This window comes from Micromonospora sp. WMMD1120, assembly GCF_029626235.1.
In the GTDB taxonomy this organism is placed as follows: domain Bacteria; phylum Actinomycetota; class Actinomycetes; order Mycobacteriales; family Micromonosporaceae; genus Micromonospora.
Map to the genome: position 1 here is coordinate 4,219,201 of NZ_JARUBO010000005.1, position 12,847 is coordinate 4,232,047.

Below are 12,847 nucleotides of genomic sequence, written 5' to 3' on the forward strand. Positions count from 1 at the left end.
CCCTACTCGCCGTCCGTCTTCATGTTCGGCCACCAGCCGTAGGTGTTGCGGGCCGCGTACCACGACTTCACGGGCGCGTTGAACGTGCCCTGTGTGGTGGACGTGAGGGTGTGCGTCGAGATCGCGTCGTCCGGTTCCTGGTAGAGGAACGAGAGGTCGTCCCGCTTGTCGCCGTTGTGGTCGCCGGAGAGCAGCTTGATCCGTGCGAACGGACCGAACGTGCTCGACAGCCAGGACGACACCGGCTCGTTGAACGTGCCGTCGGCCTTGGCAGTCCAGGTGAACGTGCTCAGCCGGCCATCGGCGTAGCCGTAGAGCACGCCGATGTCGCCCCGGCTGTCCCCGTTGAAGTCGCCGTGCGCGAGCTTCATGGACGCGAGCCAGCCGAACGGGCTCTCCTTGGGCCGGAACCACGACTGGAAGGGCGCGGCGAGCGTGCCGTCGGCCTTCGCGAGCCAGGTGCTCACCGACATCGCCCGGGTGTCGAACTCCTGGAAGGCGGCGACATCGTCGCGACCGTCGCCGTTGAAGTCACCGCTGACGACCTTCGCCTTGGCCCAGTTCCCCCACTCGGGCCCGCGCCACCCGTCGGTCGGGTCGCCGAACCCGCCGTCCGGACGGGCGTACCAGTGGATCCAGGCTTCGAGGCCGGTTCCGCCGGCGTAACCGTAGAAGGCGGCGAGATCGGCCCGGCCGTCGCCGTTCCAGTCGCCGGACACCATCTTCATGCTGCCCAGGTGACCGAAGGCGCTGCCGTACGTCCAGGACCGGATCGGCGCGCTGTATCTCCCGTCCGGGCGGGTGATGAAGGTGTCGATGGCGAAGCTGCCGTCGGTGCGGGTCGACATGACCGCCACGTCGTTGACGCCGTCGCCGTCGAAGTCGTCGTTCAGCACCTTGACCCGGTCGGCGGCGTACGCCCCGTTGCCGCCGGCCCACTCGCCGATGGGCGCGGTGAAACCTCCGCTGGAGGTTGCCGGGAGGGTGTTGGGCGCCACGTTTCCGGAGGCGTAGGTGTAGAGGAAGTTGACGTCCACGAACCTGTCGGTCGCCGGGCCCTGCGGGATGGTGGCGCTCAACCAGGAACCGAGGTCGTCGACCCGCGTCTCCACCGCGTCCCGGCGGGTTTCTGTCTCGCCGAGACACCCGCCCTGCCAGGAGGTGCGGTGCAGGGCGACCAGCTGGGGCTGACCGTTGGACAGCCGGTACGCCGGCCCGCCGAGATCGCCACGGCAGATCGCCGCCTGGCCGTTGCCAGTGATGGCGAGGGTGGAGGCGGTGACGCCCTGGACCGAGAAGGCGCCGGTGTGCAGCCGATCCGGCACCCAGGTGTCGGCGGTGCGGCCGAAGCCGGCGACGGTGAGCTGCTCGCCCAGCTGGGGTGTGGCGCCCAGCGGCACCGGCGGCACGTCCGCGCGGCGGGACAGCCGGGCCAGCACGACGTCCCGGTCGGGGTGCGGGACGATCCGGAAGACCGACGCGACCAGCCCGGCCGACGTGGTGAGGTCGGTCCGTCCGACCGTCACCGTGCTCGGCGTGGCGGGCCTACCCTCGACCACCGGTTGACCGTCGATGCTGAAGCAACTCTTCGCGGTGAGGACCCACCACGGGTCCACCAGGGCGCCGCTGCACGCGCGCTGTCCCGGACCCACGTCGATTCGGGCGGCGAACGCGGCTGAGCCGTCGCTGGCGGGGGTCCCTCCGGTGACGGCCCGCGCGGGCGGGACACCGACCAGCCCGGACACCAGGACGATGGCGAGCAGACCGGCGCTGCGGGCTGTTCGCCGACGATGTGACAGTGACACTCATGGCTCCTTGGGATCACACGGCGGAGCACGAGCCTGCCCCGCGACGCCCCGCTGAGGCGGTTGGTCACCGGCCGGGAGCGAGTTGGCGGGGCCTGCAAGCCCTCCGCGGGATACATCGCGGATGGTCACGATATGCAGTGGCTCGTATACGCGTTGCCCCGTTCGGCGTGGGCAAGCTCATATCCAGGACTCGTTGTGTCCCCGGAGCACCTGACCTACGTTGTCTCGCCTGCTCGACCTGATGTGGTGCTCGTCCGGCCCGGCGGTGGTCCGGTGGGCGCGTCCGGGCGCGTACGCGCCCCAGCCGGTAAGCCAGAATAGGTGCGTAAGCGAATATTTGTCCTTGATTGAGGTCGATACCCGAGTGACGCCTCCTCGTCGTCTCGCGTTAAGGTCGCAGTCAGGGAGTGGGGCCCTGCGGAGGTGCATGGCTGCCGGTTCCTGCCAAACTGCGTCGTGCATGTGGGGTGGGAGCACGTGGCCTGCGCGGGAGGCGACAGTTGTCAGCCGATCGGCGAGTGCATCAGACCGGCTGCGGCCCCGTGGTGACAGCGCAGTGCGCCGAGGGTGGCGTCGACCATCACGGGCGCAGCCCGCAACGAATCTCGTAGGGAGCGAACTCGCTTGTTCGGCACGTTCACAGGACGCCTCGGAGTGGCCGCTTACAGTGCGCTGCTGGTGCTCGCCTACCTGGTGATGCTGGTCGGTGGCGGATTCGGCTGGATCGGCCTGTTCGCCGTCGCCGGGTTGGCCGCCATCCTCGGTGAGTTCGCCGTCGCCCGCTGGTCGCCGCCGTCGCACGTGCTGTTGGAGAAGGTCGGCCTGCACTGGTCGTACCGGCAGTTGACCCGCGACCTCGCGGCGGTGCTGCTCGTCGTCGCCGAGGTGCGGCTCAGCGGCGGTGAGCTGACGCTGCTGCTGGTGCTGCCGGCCGCGGTGTGGGTCGTGTCGGTGTTCGCCGGAGCGCTCTCCACGATGATCGAGCGGCGCAACCCGCTCTCCGCGATGGTGCGCAACATCGAGCTGGGTCCGCTGTCCAGCGCCCCCACGCCGCCGGCCTGGGCGGCGGCGGTGGCCGGCGACCGGATGCCCCTGCTCAACCTGCTGCTGGTGCCGGCCGCGGTGGCCGCCGCGGTCCAGCACGACCCGACACCGTTCTTCGTCGCCGCCGCGGTGTCGGTCGCCGCCACCGGTGTGGTCGGCGCGATCATCGCGCTGACCTGGTTGCGGGGTCGCGGCGCGGGGCAGGGCCCGCTGCTGCCGGCCGTGCAGCGCTGGCTGGACAGCTACCGGCCGGAGGTGGCGCTCTACTTCGCCGGCCCGGCCAAGGACGTCTACCAGGCCAACATGTGGCTCGCCCCGACCGAGGCGCTGCACCAGCGCGCGGTGGTGCTGATGCGTAGCCGGGAGGCGTTCCTGGAGCTGGCCGACACCCGGCTGCCGGTGATCTGCGTGCCGGCCGGCGTCGACTTCATGAACCTCGACCTCGGTGGCATCCGGGCCGCGCTCTACGCCGCGAACGTCGGCGCGAACATCCACATGCTCCGGGAGCCGGGCACGAAGCACGTCTTCGTCGGGCACGGCGACAGCGACAAGCAGGCCAGCGTCAACCCCTACAGCAAGGTGTACGACGAGGTCTGGGTCGCCGGTCTGGCCGGTCGGGAGCGCTACGCGCGGGCCGGTGTGGGCGTGCTCGACTCCGACATCGTCGAGATCGGCCGGCCGCAGCTGGCCGGGGTGCACACCTTCGGCGCCGAGTCGGTGGACCGGCCGTTCACTGTGCTGTACGCGCCGACCTGGGAGGGCTGGCTGGACGACGACCCGTACCACACCTCGCTGGTGCTGATGGGTGAGCGCATCGTCAAGGGACTGCTCGCCACCAACCCCCGGCTGCGCCTGATCTACAAGCCGCACCCGCTGACCGGGTCGCGGTCCAAGGCGGCCCGTGCGGTTCACGAGCGGGTGGTCGCGGCGATCCGCGCCGCCGGAGGCGACACCGACGCGTCGTCCCTGGACGGCACCGGGCACCTGGTGGTCACCGGGCGGACACCCGGGCTGTTCGACTGCTTCAACCAGACCGACCTGCTGATCAGCGACGTGTCCAGTGTGGTCTCCGACTTCGTGCAGAGCCAGCGGCCGTACGTGGTGGCCAACCCCGCCGGCCTGTCCGAGGACGACTTCCGCCGGGAGTACCCGACGGCGCGGGCGGCGTACCTGCTCTCCAAGGACTGCGGCGAGCTGGAGAAGATCGTGACGGTGACCCGGGCCGGCGACGACCCGCTGACCGAGGCCCGCCGGGACCTGAAGACCTACCTGCTCGGCCCCGCCGAGGCGAACCCGATGGACCGGTTCCAGGAGGAGATCAGCCGCCTCTGCCGCTGATTCCCCGCGTACACCCGGCGCGCCCGGTCCGAGACTCCTCGGGCCGGGCGCGCCCGTGTTCAGCCCAGCAGGGCGGCCACCGCGTCGGCGGCCGGAGTGTCCGCCGGCAACGCCCGCGCCGCCACCACCGCCGCGACCGGCAGCGGACCGTACACGTGGGGGAAGAGCTGTCCGCCGCGGGACGGCTCCCACCGCAGCGCGTCGCCCAGCCGCTCCTCCGCGACGCTCAGCAGGGTCAGGCCGGTCGCGCCGGTGAAGTACCGCCGTGCCGTCTCCACGACCTGGTCGGCGCCGGAGAGGTGGATGAACCCGTCCTCCCGGTCCACGGCGGAGCCGGCGAAGGCGCCGACGGCGAGGGCGTCGTCCCACTCGGTGCTCGACAGCAGCTTGTAGATCACCACCACAGCCTACGGGGCTGTGGTCGGCGCGCCCGCCCGGTTTTCCCCGGTACCGCCGCGCCCGCCGCCCCTCGGCGGGCATGCTCAGGTCAACGGCCGCGGAGGGATGGGCGATGCAGAGTTACGACGACGACTGGACCGACAGCCAGCGCGCGGTGTACGACGAGTGCTACCGGGCCGGCGGCGAGTGGGCCGAGGACCCGGACACGCCGTCCGACGACGTGCAGCACGTAATCAATTTGGCCGAGGCGGACGACGACGTGTTCGAGGACGCCGAGATCGACTATCCGCCGTTGGTGGACGCGGTGACCCAGGCCAGCGGGGTCACCGTCACCAGCGTGCCGGCCAGCCACGAGGACCCGGGCTTCCGCGGCTTCACCGACGGCGTCCGGGATGCCACCGCCGACGACGTCTTCGGCCTGTAACCCGCTCGCCACGGGTGGGCGGCCTCCCGACACGCGCGTGCTTCTGCCACCATTCGCAGAACAGCGCTGCGAGGAACGGGAGCACGGGTGCGGATCCTGCTGGTGGAGGACGACCGCCGGGTGGCCGCTGCCCTCTCCTCCGCCCTCACCCGCCGTGGGTACGAGGTCGAGCACGCCGCCACCGTCGCCGCAGCGCTCTCCGCCGCCCCGTGTGACCTGGTGCTGCTCGACCTGACCCTGCCCGACGGGGACGGCACGGACCTGTGCCGGGAGCTGCGCCGGCGCAGCAGCCAGCTCGGCATCATCGCGGTGACCGCCCGGGGCGAGGAACGCGACCGGGTGCTCGGCCTGCGTCTCGGCGCGGACGACTACGTCGTCAAGCCGTTCTCGATGGTGGAGTTGCAGGCCCGGATCGAGGCGGTGCTGCGCCGCGCCGCAGCCGCCGCGCCCCAACGGCACCTCATCGAGGTCGGGTCGCTGCGCATCGACGTGGCCGCTCGGACGGTGACAGTCGACAAACGTGTCGTCGCGTTGACCCGCAAGGAGTTCGACGTGCTCCTCTCGCTGGCCCGCCAGCCCGGGGTGGCGGTGCCCCGCGACCGCATCCTGCTCGACGCCTGGGGCACCACCTGGGCCGACCGGCACACCGTCGAGGTGCACGTCGGCTCGCTGCGCGGCAAGCTCGGCGACGCCCGCCTGGTGGAGACCGTACGCGGCGTCGGCTACCGGCTGCGCGACGCGTGAGGGGCTGACGTGCGCCGTCGACTGGTGATCAGCTATCTGCTCCTGATGGTCCTCGTCCTGATCGCGTTGGAGACGCCGCTGGCCGCCACCATGGCCAGCCGGGAGACCGAACGGGTGCGCGCCGACCGGCTCGCCGACGCCACCCGGTTCGCCTCGTTGGCCGGGCCGGCGTTGCGCGACGGCGGGCCGGGCCCGATCGAGTCGGAGCTGACCAGCTACGACGAGCTGTACGCGATCGGCGCGGCGATCGTCGACCGGGACCGCAGGACCACAGTGTCGTCGCCGAGCTGGCAAGCCGGCCCGGGCACCGCGGCGGTCCTGGACGTCGCGCTGTCCGGTCAGCAGACCAGTGCCCCCGAGTCGGTCTGGCCCTGGATGACCGCGCCGCTGGTGGTGGCGGTGCCGATCAACGACGGTGGCGAGGTGCTCGGCGCGGTGGTGATCGTGACGCCCTCCACGTCGATCCGCCGGGCCGTCGTCGTGTGGTGGCTGCTGCTCGCCCTGGCCGGTCTGCTCGCCGTGCTGGCCTGTGTGCTCACCGCCTTCGGGCTGGCCGGTTGGGTGCTGCGCCCGGTCACCGAACTGGACGCGGTCACCCACGAGATCGCCGAGGGCGACCGGAGTGCTCGCGTGCAGCACCGCCTCGGGCCGCCGGAGCTCCGCCGCCTGGCGGCCAGCTTCAACCACATGGCCGACGTCGTCTCCGACGTGATGGACCGGCAGCGGGCCTTCGTCGCGCACGCCAGCCACCAACTGCGCAACCCGCTCACCGCGCTGCGGCTACGGGTGGAGGAGTTGGGCCCCAGCCTCACCGACGCGGACGGTCGGACGGAGCACCGGTTGGCGCTGGAGGAGACCGACCGGCTGGCGTTGGTCCTCGACGCGCTGCTCACCCTCGCCCGCGCCGAACGGGAGGAGAACGAGCGGGTGACGGTGGACGCCGCGGCGGTGGCCGCCTCCCGGGTGGCCGCGTGGGCGCCGCTGGCCCGGCACCGTTCGGTGGCGTTGCGGCTGGCCGCCGCGGACGCCCCGGCGTACGCCCGGACCGTGCCGACAGCCGTCGACCAGGCACTGGACGCGCTCATCGACAACGCGGTGAAGTTCAGCGGGGCGGGCGGCGCGGTGACGGTGACGGTGAGCCGCCGCGACGGCGGGGTGGCCCTGGAGGTGCGCGACTCCGGCCCGGGGATGACCGAGAGTCAGCTCGACCAGGCGACCGAGCGGTTCTGGCGGGCGCCGGACGCGCAGAACGTGGACGGCGCGGGGCTCGGCCTGACCATCGCCGCCGTGCTCGTCGACGCGTCGGACGGACGGCTCACCATGCGGCCGGGGCAGTCGCGAGGGCTGGTCGCCGCGCTGTGGTTCCCCGAACCCGAGCCCGAGCCCGAGCCCGAGCCCGTTCCCGAGCCCGACCCCGGTCCCGAGCCCGACCCGTCGGGCGGGCCCGTGGACGAGGACGCGGCCGCCGAGCTGCGCCCGAGCGCGGCGCGCTGAGGCCGGTCGTCACGGTTTGGTGGCGCGGTACCAGGCGGCGGCCCCGGGGTGCAGCGACAGCGGCGCCGTGACGATCGCCGAACGCGGGCTCATCCGCCCCGCCGCGGGGTGCGCGGCGGCCAGCTCGGCCCGGCCCTCCATCAGCAGTCGGGTCACCTCACGGACCAGCGGCTCGGGCAGGCTGGCCCGGACGATCAGATAGTTCGGGTCGGCGACGGTGGTCACCGCGTCCACCCCGTACACCGAGCGGGGGATGTCCCGGGAGACGTAGACCTGGCCGTAGCGGGAGCGCAGCGGCTCGGTCCACTCGCTGAGGTCCACGATCCGGGTGGCGCTGGCCCCGGCCAACTCCTCGATGCCCCGCACCGGCAGCCCGCCGGAGAAGAAGAACGCGTCGATCCGCCCGGACCGCAACGCCGCCACCGAGTCGTCCAGGCCCAGGCGCTCGCGGCGCACCCGGTCGCCGCCGAGGTGAGCCACCTCCAGCAACCGGGTAGCGGTGATCTCGGTGCCGGAACCGGCGGCGCCCACCGACACCCGCCGACCCCGCAGGTCGGCCACCGTGCGGACCGGCCCGCCGCCGGTGGTGACCAGGTGTAGCTGGTCGTCGTAGACCCGGGCGACGGCGTCGACGAGCGGGCGTCCCGTCGTCTCGGTGGGCAGCACGTCGGCCTGGGTGAAGCCCAGCTCGGCCGCGCCGGACCCGACGAGGTGCACGTTCTCCGCCGAGGCCGCGGTGACCACCACGCTCGCCCGCACGTCGGGGAGTTCCCGGTTGAGGATCGCCGCCAACGACTGCCCGAACGCGTAGTAGACGGCGGTGGGGCTGCCGGTGGCGATCCGGATCGGCATCGGCTCACTCGGGGTGTCCCGACAGCCGCCGACGGTCAGCGCCGCGGTCAGCGCCAGCGTCAGCGCTGCCGCCCACCAGACCCGGTGACCGGACGAGGTACGACTCACGCGCTGCACTGTGCGCTGTCGGCCCGGCGTACGCAAGCCTCTGGACGTCCGCGCTCAGCAGGCGGCGCGACGGGCCGGTGGCGCGGCCGGGCCGCGGGCCGGGGCCAACGCCGCGCTGCGCAGGATCCGCTCCCGGTCCGGACCGTCGGCCACGCTGACCAGGAAGCAGCCCGTTCCCGGATGGAGTCGGGCCGGCACGTCCAGCACGGCGGCACCCCGGATCAGCACCGCGGCGAGTTCCCGGTCGGTGAGGCGTACCCCGAGGATGTGCCGGCGGACGTGTCGGCCGCCGGCCAGCAGCGCCGAGCGCCAGGCCGCCTCCGCCAGCCGGGTCACCAGCCGGCGACGCGCCGGCGAGGCGCCGGGTAGCGGACCGCCCAGCAGCTCCCGCCGCCCCTGCCACCAACCGGCGTCCAACAACCGGGTGTACGGGCCCTGGTGCTCCTGGGGCACCCAGAGCCGGTGCAGCTCGTAGCGGCGGCGTAGGCCGCCGACGGCCATCTCGTGGGTGACCGGGATGTCCAGCCGGGCGAGCAGTTGCCGCATCCGGGCGGCGGCGTCCTCCCGATTGAACTCCACCCCCGGGGTACGGGTGGGGCGTGCCGCGCTCGGCCGGGCCGGCGTCGGCGCCGGCGTGCAGCGCAGCAGGCAGGCGGCCTCGAACGCGTCACCCAGGGTCAGCCACCCCAGCGGGGGTGGCGGCGCGGCGGAACGGGGCCGGTCGAGCAGGGCGGGTTCGCGGGTCAACGGAGGCTCCCTTGTCGGAGTCTGGGTTCCCCTACCGTGGCCCCTGAGCGGTCCTGACGGAACCGCTGCGGCCCAGCCTTGAGCAAATCTTGCGGGTGCCGCGCCGGCTACAGGTCGGTGACGACCAGGTCGACCTGCCGCACCCGGCCGGCGGCGGTGGCGTGCTCCACCACCGTGTGCTTCAGGTCCCGCAGCGCGCCGACCAACTGCCCGGCGGTACGCGGGCGGGCGCCGGCGACGAGCAGGTCACGGACCAGCCGCCCCTTCGTCGCCTTGTTGAAGTGGCTGACCACCGACCGGACCGGCACACCGTCGACCTCCCGCTCGTGCAGCACCCGCACCGTCACGGTGCGCTCGGCCACCTCGCCGCGCGGCGTCCAGGTGGCCGCGTACGCGCCGGAGCGCAGGTCCAGCACCGGACCGCGGCCGGCGGCGGCGTCCACCGCCGACGCCAGCTCCGTACGCCAGTACGCCGACAGCGCCCCGACACCCGGCAACCGGACGCCGATCGGGCAGCGGTACGGCGGAATCCGGTCGGCCAGCCGGACCGCGCCCCACAGCCCGGAGCTGATCAGGATCGACCGCCGGGCCGCCCGGAGCGCCGCCGACGGCAACGTGGCCAGCTCCAGCGCCTCGTAGAGCACACCGGTGTAGAGCCGCTCGGCCGGCGCGGTCGCCGCCTCCCTCAGCCGGGCGTTGCGCCGCAGCTCGCCCCGCTGGCCCTCGCTGAGACCGAGCGCCGTGCGGGCCGCCGCCTCGTCCGGGCCGGTGCTCAGTGTCACCAGGGCGTCGAGCACCCGCTCGCGGGCCGGGTTCAGCTCGGGCAGCGACAGCCGGTCCGGGGAGAACCGTCGACCGGTGCCGGCGTCGGCCTTGCCCTCCGAGGGCGGCAGCAGGATGAGCATGGGTCTCCTCGACGGGCGCGATGGCGGCGCTGCGCGCGCCGGCCGGGCCAGCGTACGACCCGCCGCTACCGCCAGGGCCGTACCGGGGTGTCGGGGTGGTACACGCGATAGTCGCCGACCTCCCGGACCAGCGCGGCATCGGCCCGGTCGCCGAGCAGCGCGCGCAACCGCCGCTCCATCGGCGAGCCGACCTCCACCACGTAGCCCGGCCGCTCGGCCCGCCCCACCTGCCGCCAGTACGGCCGGTAGCGGTTCTGCCCCGGCCGCAGGCCCGCGTCGAGCACCCCGCAGACCACCGTCTCGTCGGTGTTGAAGATCAGCCGGTTGCAGGTCCAGTAGTCCCCGTACACCTCGTGGGGTCCGTCGGCGCGCAGCGCGGCGGCCAGCTCCCGGGCCTGCCGCTCCTCGGTGCGTGACGCGGTGACGCCGGTCGTCGCGAACCGCACGGTGACCACCAGCGTGGTCGCGGTCAGCGCGACCAACACGGCGGTGGAGAGCGCCCCTGCCAACCTACCGAGCAGGCTTCGGGTGCCTCGCCAGGACGTCACCGCCGCAACCCAGAGCGGCCAGAGCACCGCCGGCAACGACAGTTGCAGCACCGACAGGTACCGGGCGTTGTCCAGCGGGCTGGTCGCGGCGAGCGGGCTGCGCACGTACGAGAGCAGCGTCAACGCGGCGCCGGCGAGCAGGGCGAGCTGCACGACCGGCCCGACCCGCTCCCCGCGCGGCGTCGCCGCCGCGCGACGGTACGCGAGCACCGCGAGCGCCGCGCCGGCCACCAGCAGCACCGGGTAGAGCGCGCCGAACCCCTGCTGCCAGCGCCCGCAGCCGTCCACCGGGCAGAGCCCGTGCGCCAACGGCACCCCCTCCAGCAGGCCGCCCCGGACCCGCTCGGCCCACGACGGGAGCGGCCCCTCCTTGGTGCTGACCTCCCGGAACACCGACAACGAGTCGTCGCCGGGCCCGGCCCGCAGGTTGTCCAGGATCATCGGCGCGACACCGACCAGGACGCCCCCGACCAGCAACAGGCCGGACCAGCCGAGCAGCTCCCGCCGGACCGCCCAGACCAGGGCGAGCCCAACCACCGCCAGGTACGGCAGGATCAGCCAGTCCGACCAGACGGCCAACCCGACCAGCAGGCCGAACAGGGCGACCGCCAGCCGGCGACGGCGGACGGTGCCGGCGGCCAGCCCCACCGTGATCAGCAGCATCAGCAGAACCGCCGGCTTCACCTCCGGCCGACCACCGACCACGGTGAGCTGGTCGCGCACCACCCGCTCCGGCCCGAGCGCGAGCAGCCCCACGACGAGAACCGCGAACCACGGCGCGCAGAGCCGACGGGTCAACCGGTGGATCAGGTAGAGAAAGACCGCGTAGAGCGCGAGCATCGGCACCCGCAGCACCGGCCAGCTCGGCCCGAAGACCGCCACCAGGGGAGCGGCCAGGTACGACTCCAGCATGCCCATGTAGTGCTGGCCGTAGAGGAACACCGGAAGGTCCCGGCCCTGCCCGATGTGCAGCGCGGCCAGACCGAAGGTCGCCTCGTCGCTGTTCGACACCGGCACCGTGAACAGCGTCAGGACCAGCCGATAGACGACACCGGCCAGCCCGAACACCAGCGCGACGAGCGCCGGCCGGTCGAGTCGCGGGCGCCACCGCCCACGGTGCTGCTCTGGTTGCGACACGACCAACGCCCCCGTCGTCGTCCCGACCGGAGTGTTTCACGTTCAGCCTGACCGTCGTGGTGGATCGGCGTAGCCGGGCACGGCTCGCGTGGCCGAGGCTGTCGTCGTGTGGCAGGGTTGGCGCGTGTCACCCACTCCCGCTGGCCAACTGGCCGTACCCAACCTGCACCGGGCCGCACGGATCGAGGACGCCGTGCACCAGCTCGTCCAGCGTCGACTGCGGCGCACCGGCTGGCGGGTCAACATCGTGGCGTACACGGGCTACGGTGCGCCGGGCTGGGTGCGGGTGATGTGCCGGGTGCTGCTGGGTCGCCCGGACACCCGCCAGCGGGGCCGGTTGGAGAAGGTCCGCGGCTGGCGCAGCTTCACCACCCTGCCCAACAAGCACGTCACGGTGACCATCGAGGCCGGCGGGGTACGCCACGAGACGCAGGCCGACCGCAGCGGCTTCGTCGACACCGTCGTCGAGGCCGACCTGCCACCCGGCTGGGGTTCGGTGCGGCTCAGCGTTCCGGACGCCGAGCCCGTCGACGCGCCGGTGCGCATCCTCGACCCGGACGTCAAGTTCGGCATCCTCTCCGACATCGACGACACGGTGATGGTCACCGCGCTGCCCCGGCCGCTGCTGGCCGCGTGGAACACGTTCGTGCTCGACGAGCACGCCCGCGCGGCGGTGCCCGGCATGGCGGTGCTCTACGAGCGGCTGGTCACGGCGCACCCCGGCGCGCCGGTCTTCTACCTCTCCACCGGCGCGTGGAACGTCGCGCCCACGCTGACCCGCTTCCTGTCCCGGCACCTCTACCCGGCCGGGCCGCTGCTGCTCACCGACTGGGGCCCGACCGCCGACCGGTGGTTCCGCAGCGGCATGGAGCACAAGCGGTCCACCCTGGCCCGGCTGGCCAAGGAGTTCCCCGACGTGCGCTGGCTGCTGGTCGGCGACGACGGCCAGCACGACCAGGAGATCTACCGGGAGTTCGCCGCCGCCCACCCGGAGAACGTCGCCGGGGTGGCGATCCGCCGCCTGTCCCCGACCCAGTCGGTGCTGGCCGGTAGCCTGCCCGCCCCGGCCGGCCGCCCGTCGTCCGGTCCGCTGGGGCAGAAGTGGCTGTCCGCCCCGGACGGCGCCGGCCTGTGGCAGCTCCTGCGCGACGCCGGCCTGGTCTAACCCCACCCCGCCCCGCGCCCCTCACCCCGCCGATCTTGCGGTTTCGGTCGTTGATTCGTCCCAAATTGCGCCTTATGTCAGGACAGAAAGTGCAAGATCGCGGGGGAGGAGGGGCGGAACTTCCCGCGGGGCGT

At 73.2% G+C, this 12,847-nt stretch carries 11 protein-coding genes; 5 read left to right on the plus strand and 6 right to left on the minus strand.

The window, feature by feature from the left end; all coding sequences use genetic code 11:
- Positions 1-2 precede the first annotated feature (2 nt).
- The gene (locus O7634_RS19795) at positions 3-1,805 is read right to left on the minus strand and encodes a trypsin-like serine protease (RefSeq protein WP_278151604.1); all 1,803 of its coding nucleotides are present in this window, start codon (positions 1,803-1,805) and stop codon (positions 3-5) included.
- Positions 1,806-2,504: 699 nt separating this feature from the next.
- Here O7634_RS19795 and O7634_RS19800 point away from each other — a divergent pair.
- Positions 2,505-4,190, plus strand: a complete 1,686-nt coding sequence (locus tag O7634_RS19800) for a CDP-glycerol glycerophosphotransferase family protein (RefSeq protein ID WP_278154020.1) — start codon at positions 2,505-2,507, stop codon at positions 4,188-4,190.
- Positions 4,191-4,249: 59 nt separating this feature from the next.
- Here O7634_RS19800 and O7634_RS19805 read toward each other — a convergent pair whose 3' ends face one another.
- Positions 4,250-4,588 (minus strand): DUF952 domain-containing protein, encoded by a 339-nt coding sequence (locus O7634_RS19805; protein WP_278151605.1) that lies wholly within the window; start codon positions 4,586-4,588, stop codon positions 4,250-4,252.
- A gap of 113 nt (positions 4,589-4,701) precedes the next feature.
- On the opposite strand from O7634_RS19805, the gene O7634_RS19810 reads away from it, so the two are divergent.
- From O7634_RS19810 to O7634_RS19820, 3 genes are all read left to right on the plus strand, one after another.
- On the plus strand, positions 4,702-5,013 hold the full coding sequence (locus O7634_RS19810; RefSeq protein WP_278151606.1) for a hypothetical protein: 312 nt from the start codon (positions 4,702-4,704) through the stop codon (positions 5,011-5,013).
- Positions 5,014-5,100: 87 nt separating this feature from the next.
- Positions 5,101-5,757 (plus strand): response regulator transcription factor, encoded by a 657-nt coding sequence (locus O7634_RS19815; RefSeq protein WP_278151607.1) that lies wholly within the window; start codon positions 5,101-5,103, stop codon positions 5,755-5,757.
- 9 nt (positions 5,758-5,766) lie between these two features.
- Complete coding sequence (locus O7634_RS19820) at positions 5,767-7,251, plus strand: HAMP domain-containing sensor histidine kinase (RefSeq protein WP_278151608.1); 1,485 nt, start codon at positions 5,767-5,769, stop codon at positions 7,249-7,251.
- Positions 7,252-7,260: 9 nt separating this feature from the next.
- Here the strand turns inward: O7634_RS19820 and O7634_RS19825 are convergent, their stop codons facing one another.
- The 4 genes from O7634_RS19825 to O7634_RS19840 form a co-directional block, all read right to left on the minus strand.
- Positions 7,261-8,166 (minus strand): TAXI family TRAP transporter solute-binding subunit, encoded by a 906-nt coding sequence (locus tag O7634_RS19825; RefSeq protein WP_278154021.1) that lies wholly within the window; start codon positions 8,164-8,166, stop codon positions 7,261-7,263.
- Between the two features lie 99 nt (positions 8,167-8,265).
- Entirely contained in the window at positions 8,266-8,958 is a 693-nt protein-coding gene (locus O7634_RS19830) for a hypothetical protein (protein WP_278151609.1), read from the minus strand.
- Between the two features lie 107 nt (positions 8,959-9,065).
- Positions 9,066-9,863: a peroxide stress protein YaaA gene (yaaA, locus tag O7634_RS19835; RefSeq protein ID WP_278151610.1), complete on the minus strand. Its 798-nt coding sequence runs from the start codon at positions 9,861-9,863 to the stop codon at positions 9,066-9,068.
- Between the two features lie 65 nt (positions 9,864-9,928).
- Positions 9,929-11,548, minus strand: a complete 1,620-nt coding sequence (locus O7634_RS19840; RefSeq protein WP_278151611.1) for a hypothetical protein — start codon at positions 11,546-11,548, stop codon at positions 9,929-9,931.
- 124 nt (positions 11,549-11,672) lie between these two features.
- Here O7634_RS19840 and O7634_RS19845 point away from each other — a divergent pair, with 124 nt between their 5' ends.
- The gene (locus tag O7634_RS19845; protein WP_278151612.1) at positions 11,673-12,713 is read left to right on the plus strand and encodes a phosphatase domain-containing protein; all 1,041 of its coding nucleotides are present in this window, start codon (positions 11,673-11,675) and stop codon (positions 12,711-12,713) included.
- Positions 12,714-12,847 lie beyond the last annotated feature (134 nt).

Coding starts and splice junctions, on each gene's coding strand:
- O7634_RS19800 (WP_278154020.1), top strand. CDS start 2,505: ATGCTGGTCGGTGGCGGATTCGGCTGGATCGGCCTGTTCGCCGTCGCC.
- O7634_RS19810 (WP_278151606.1), top strand. CDS start 4,702: ATGCAGAGTTACGACGACGACTGGACCGACAGCCAGCGCGCGGTGTAC.
- yaaA (WP_278151610.1), bottom strand. CDS start 9,863: ATGCTCATCCTGCTGCCGCCCTCGGAGGGCAAGGCCGACGCCGGCACC.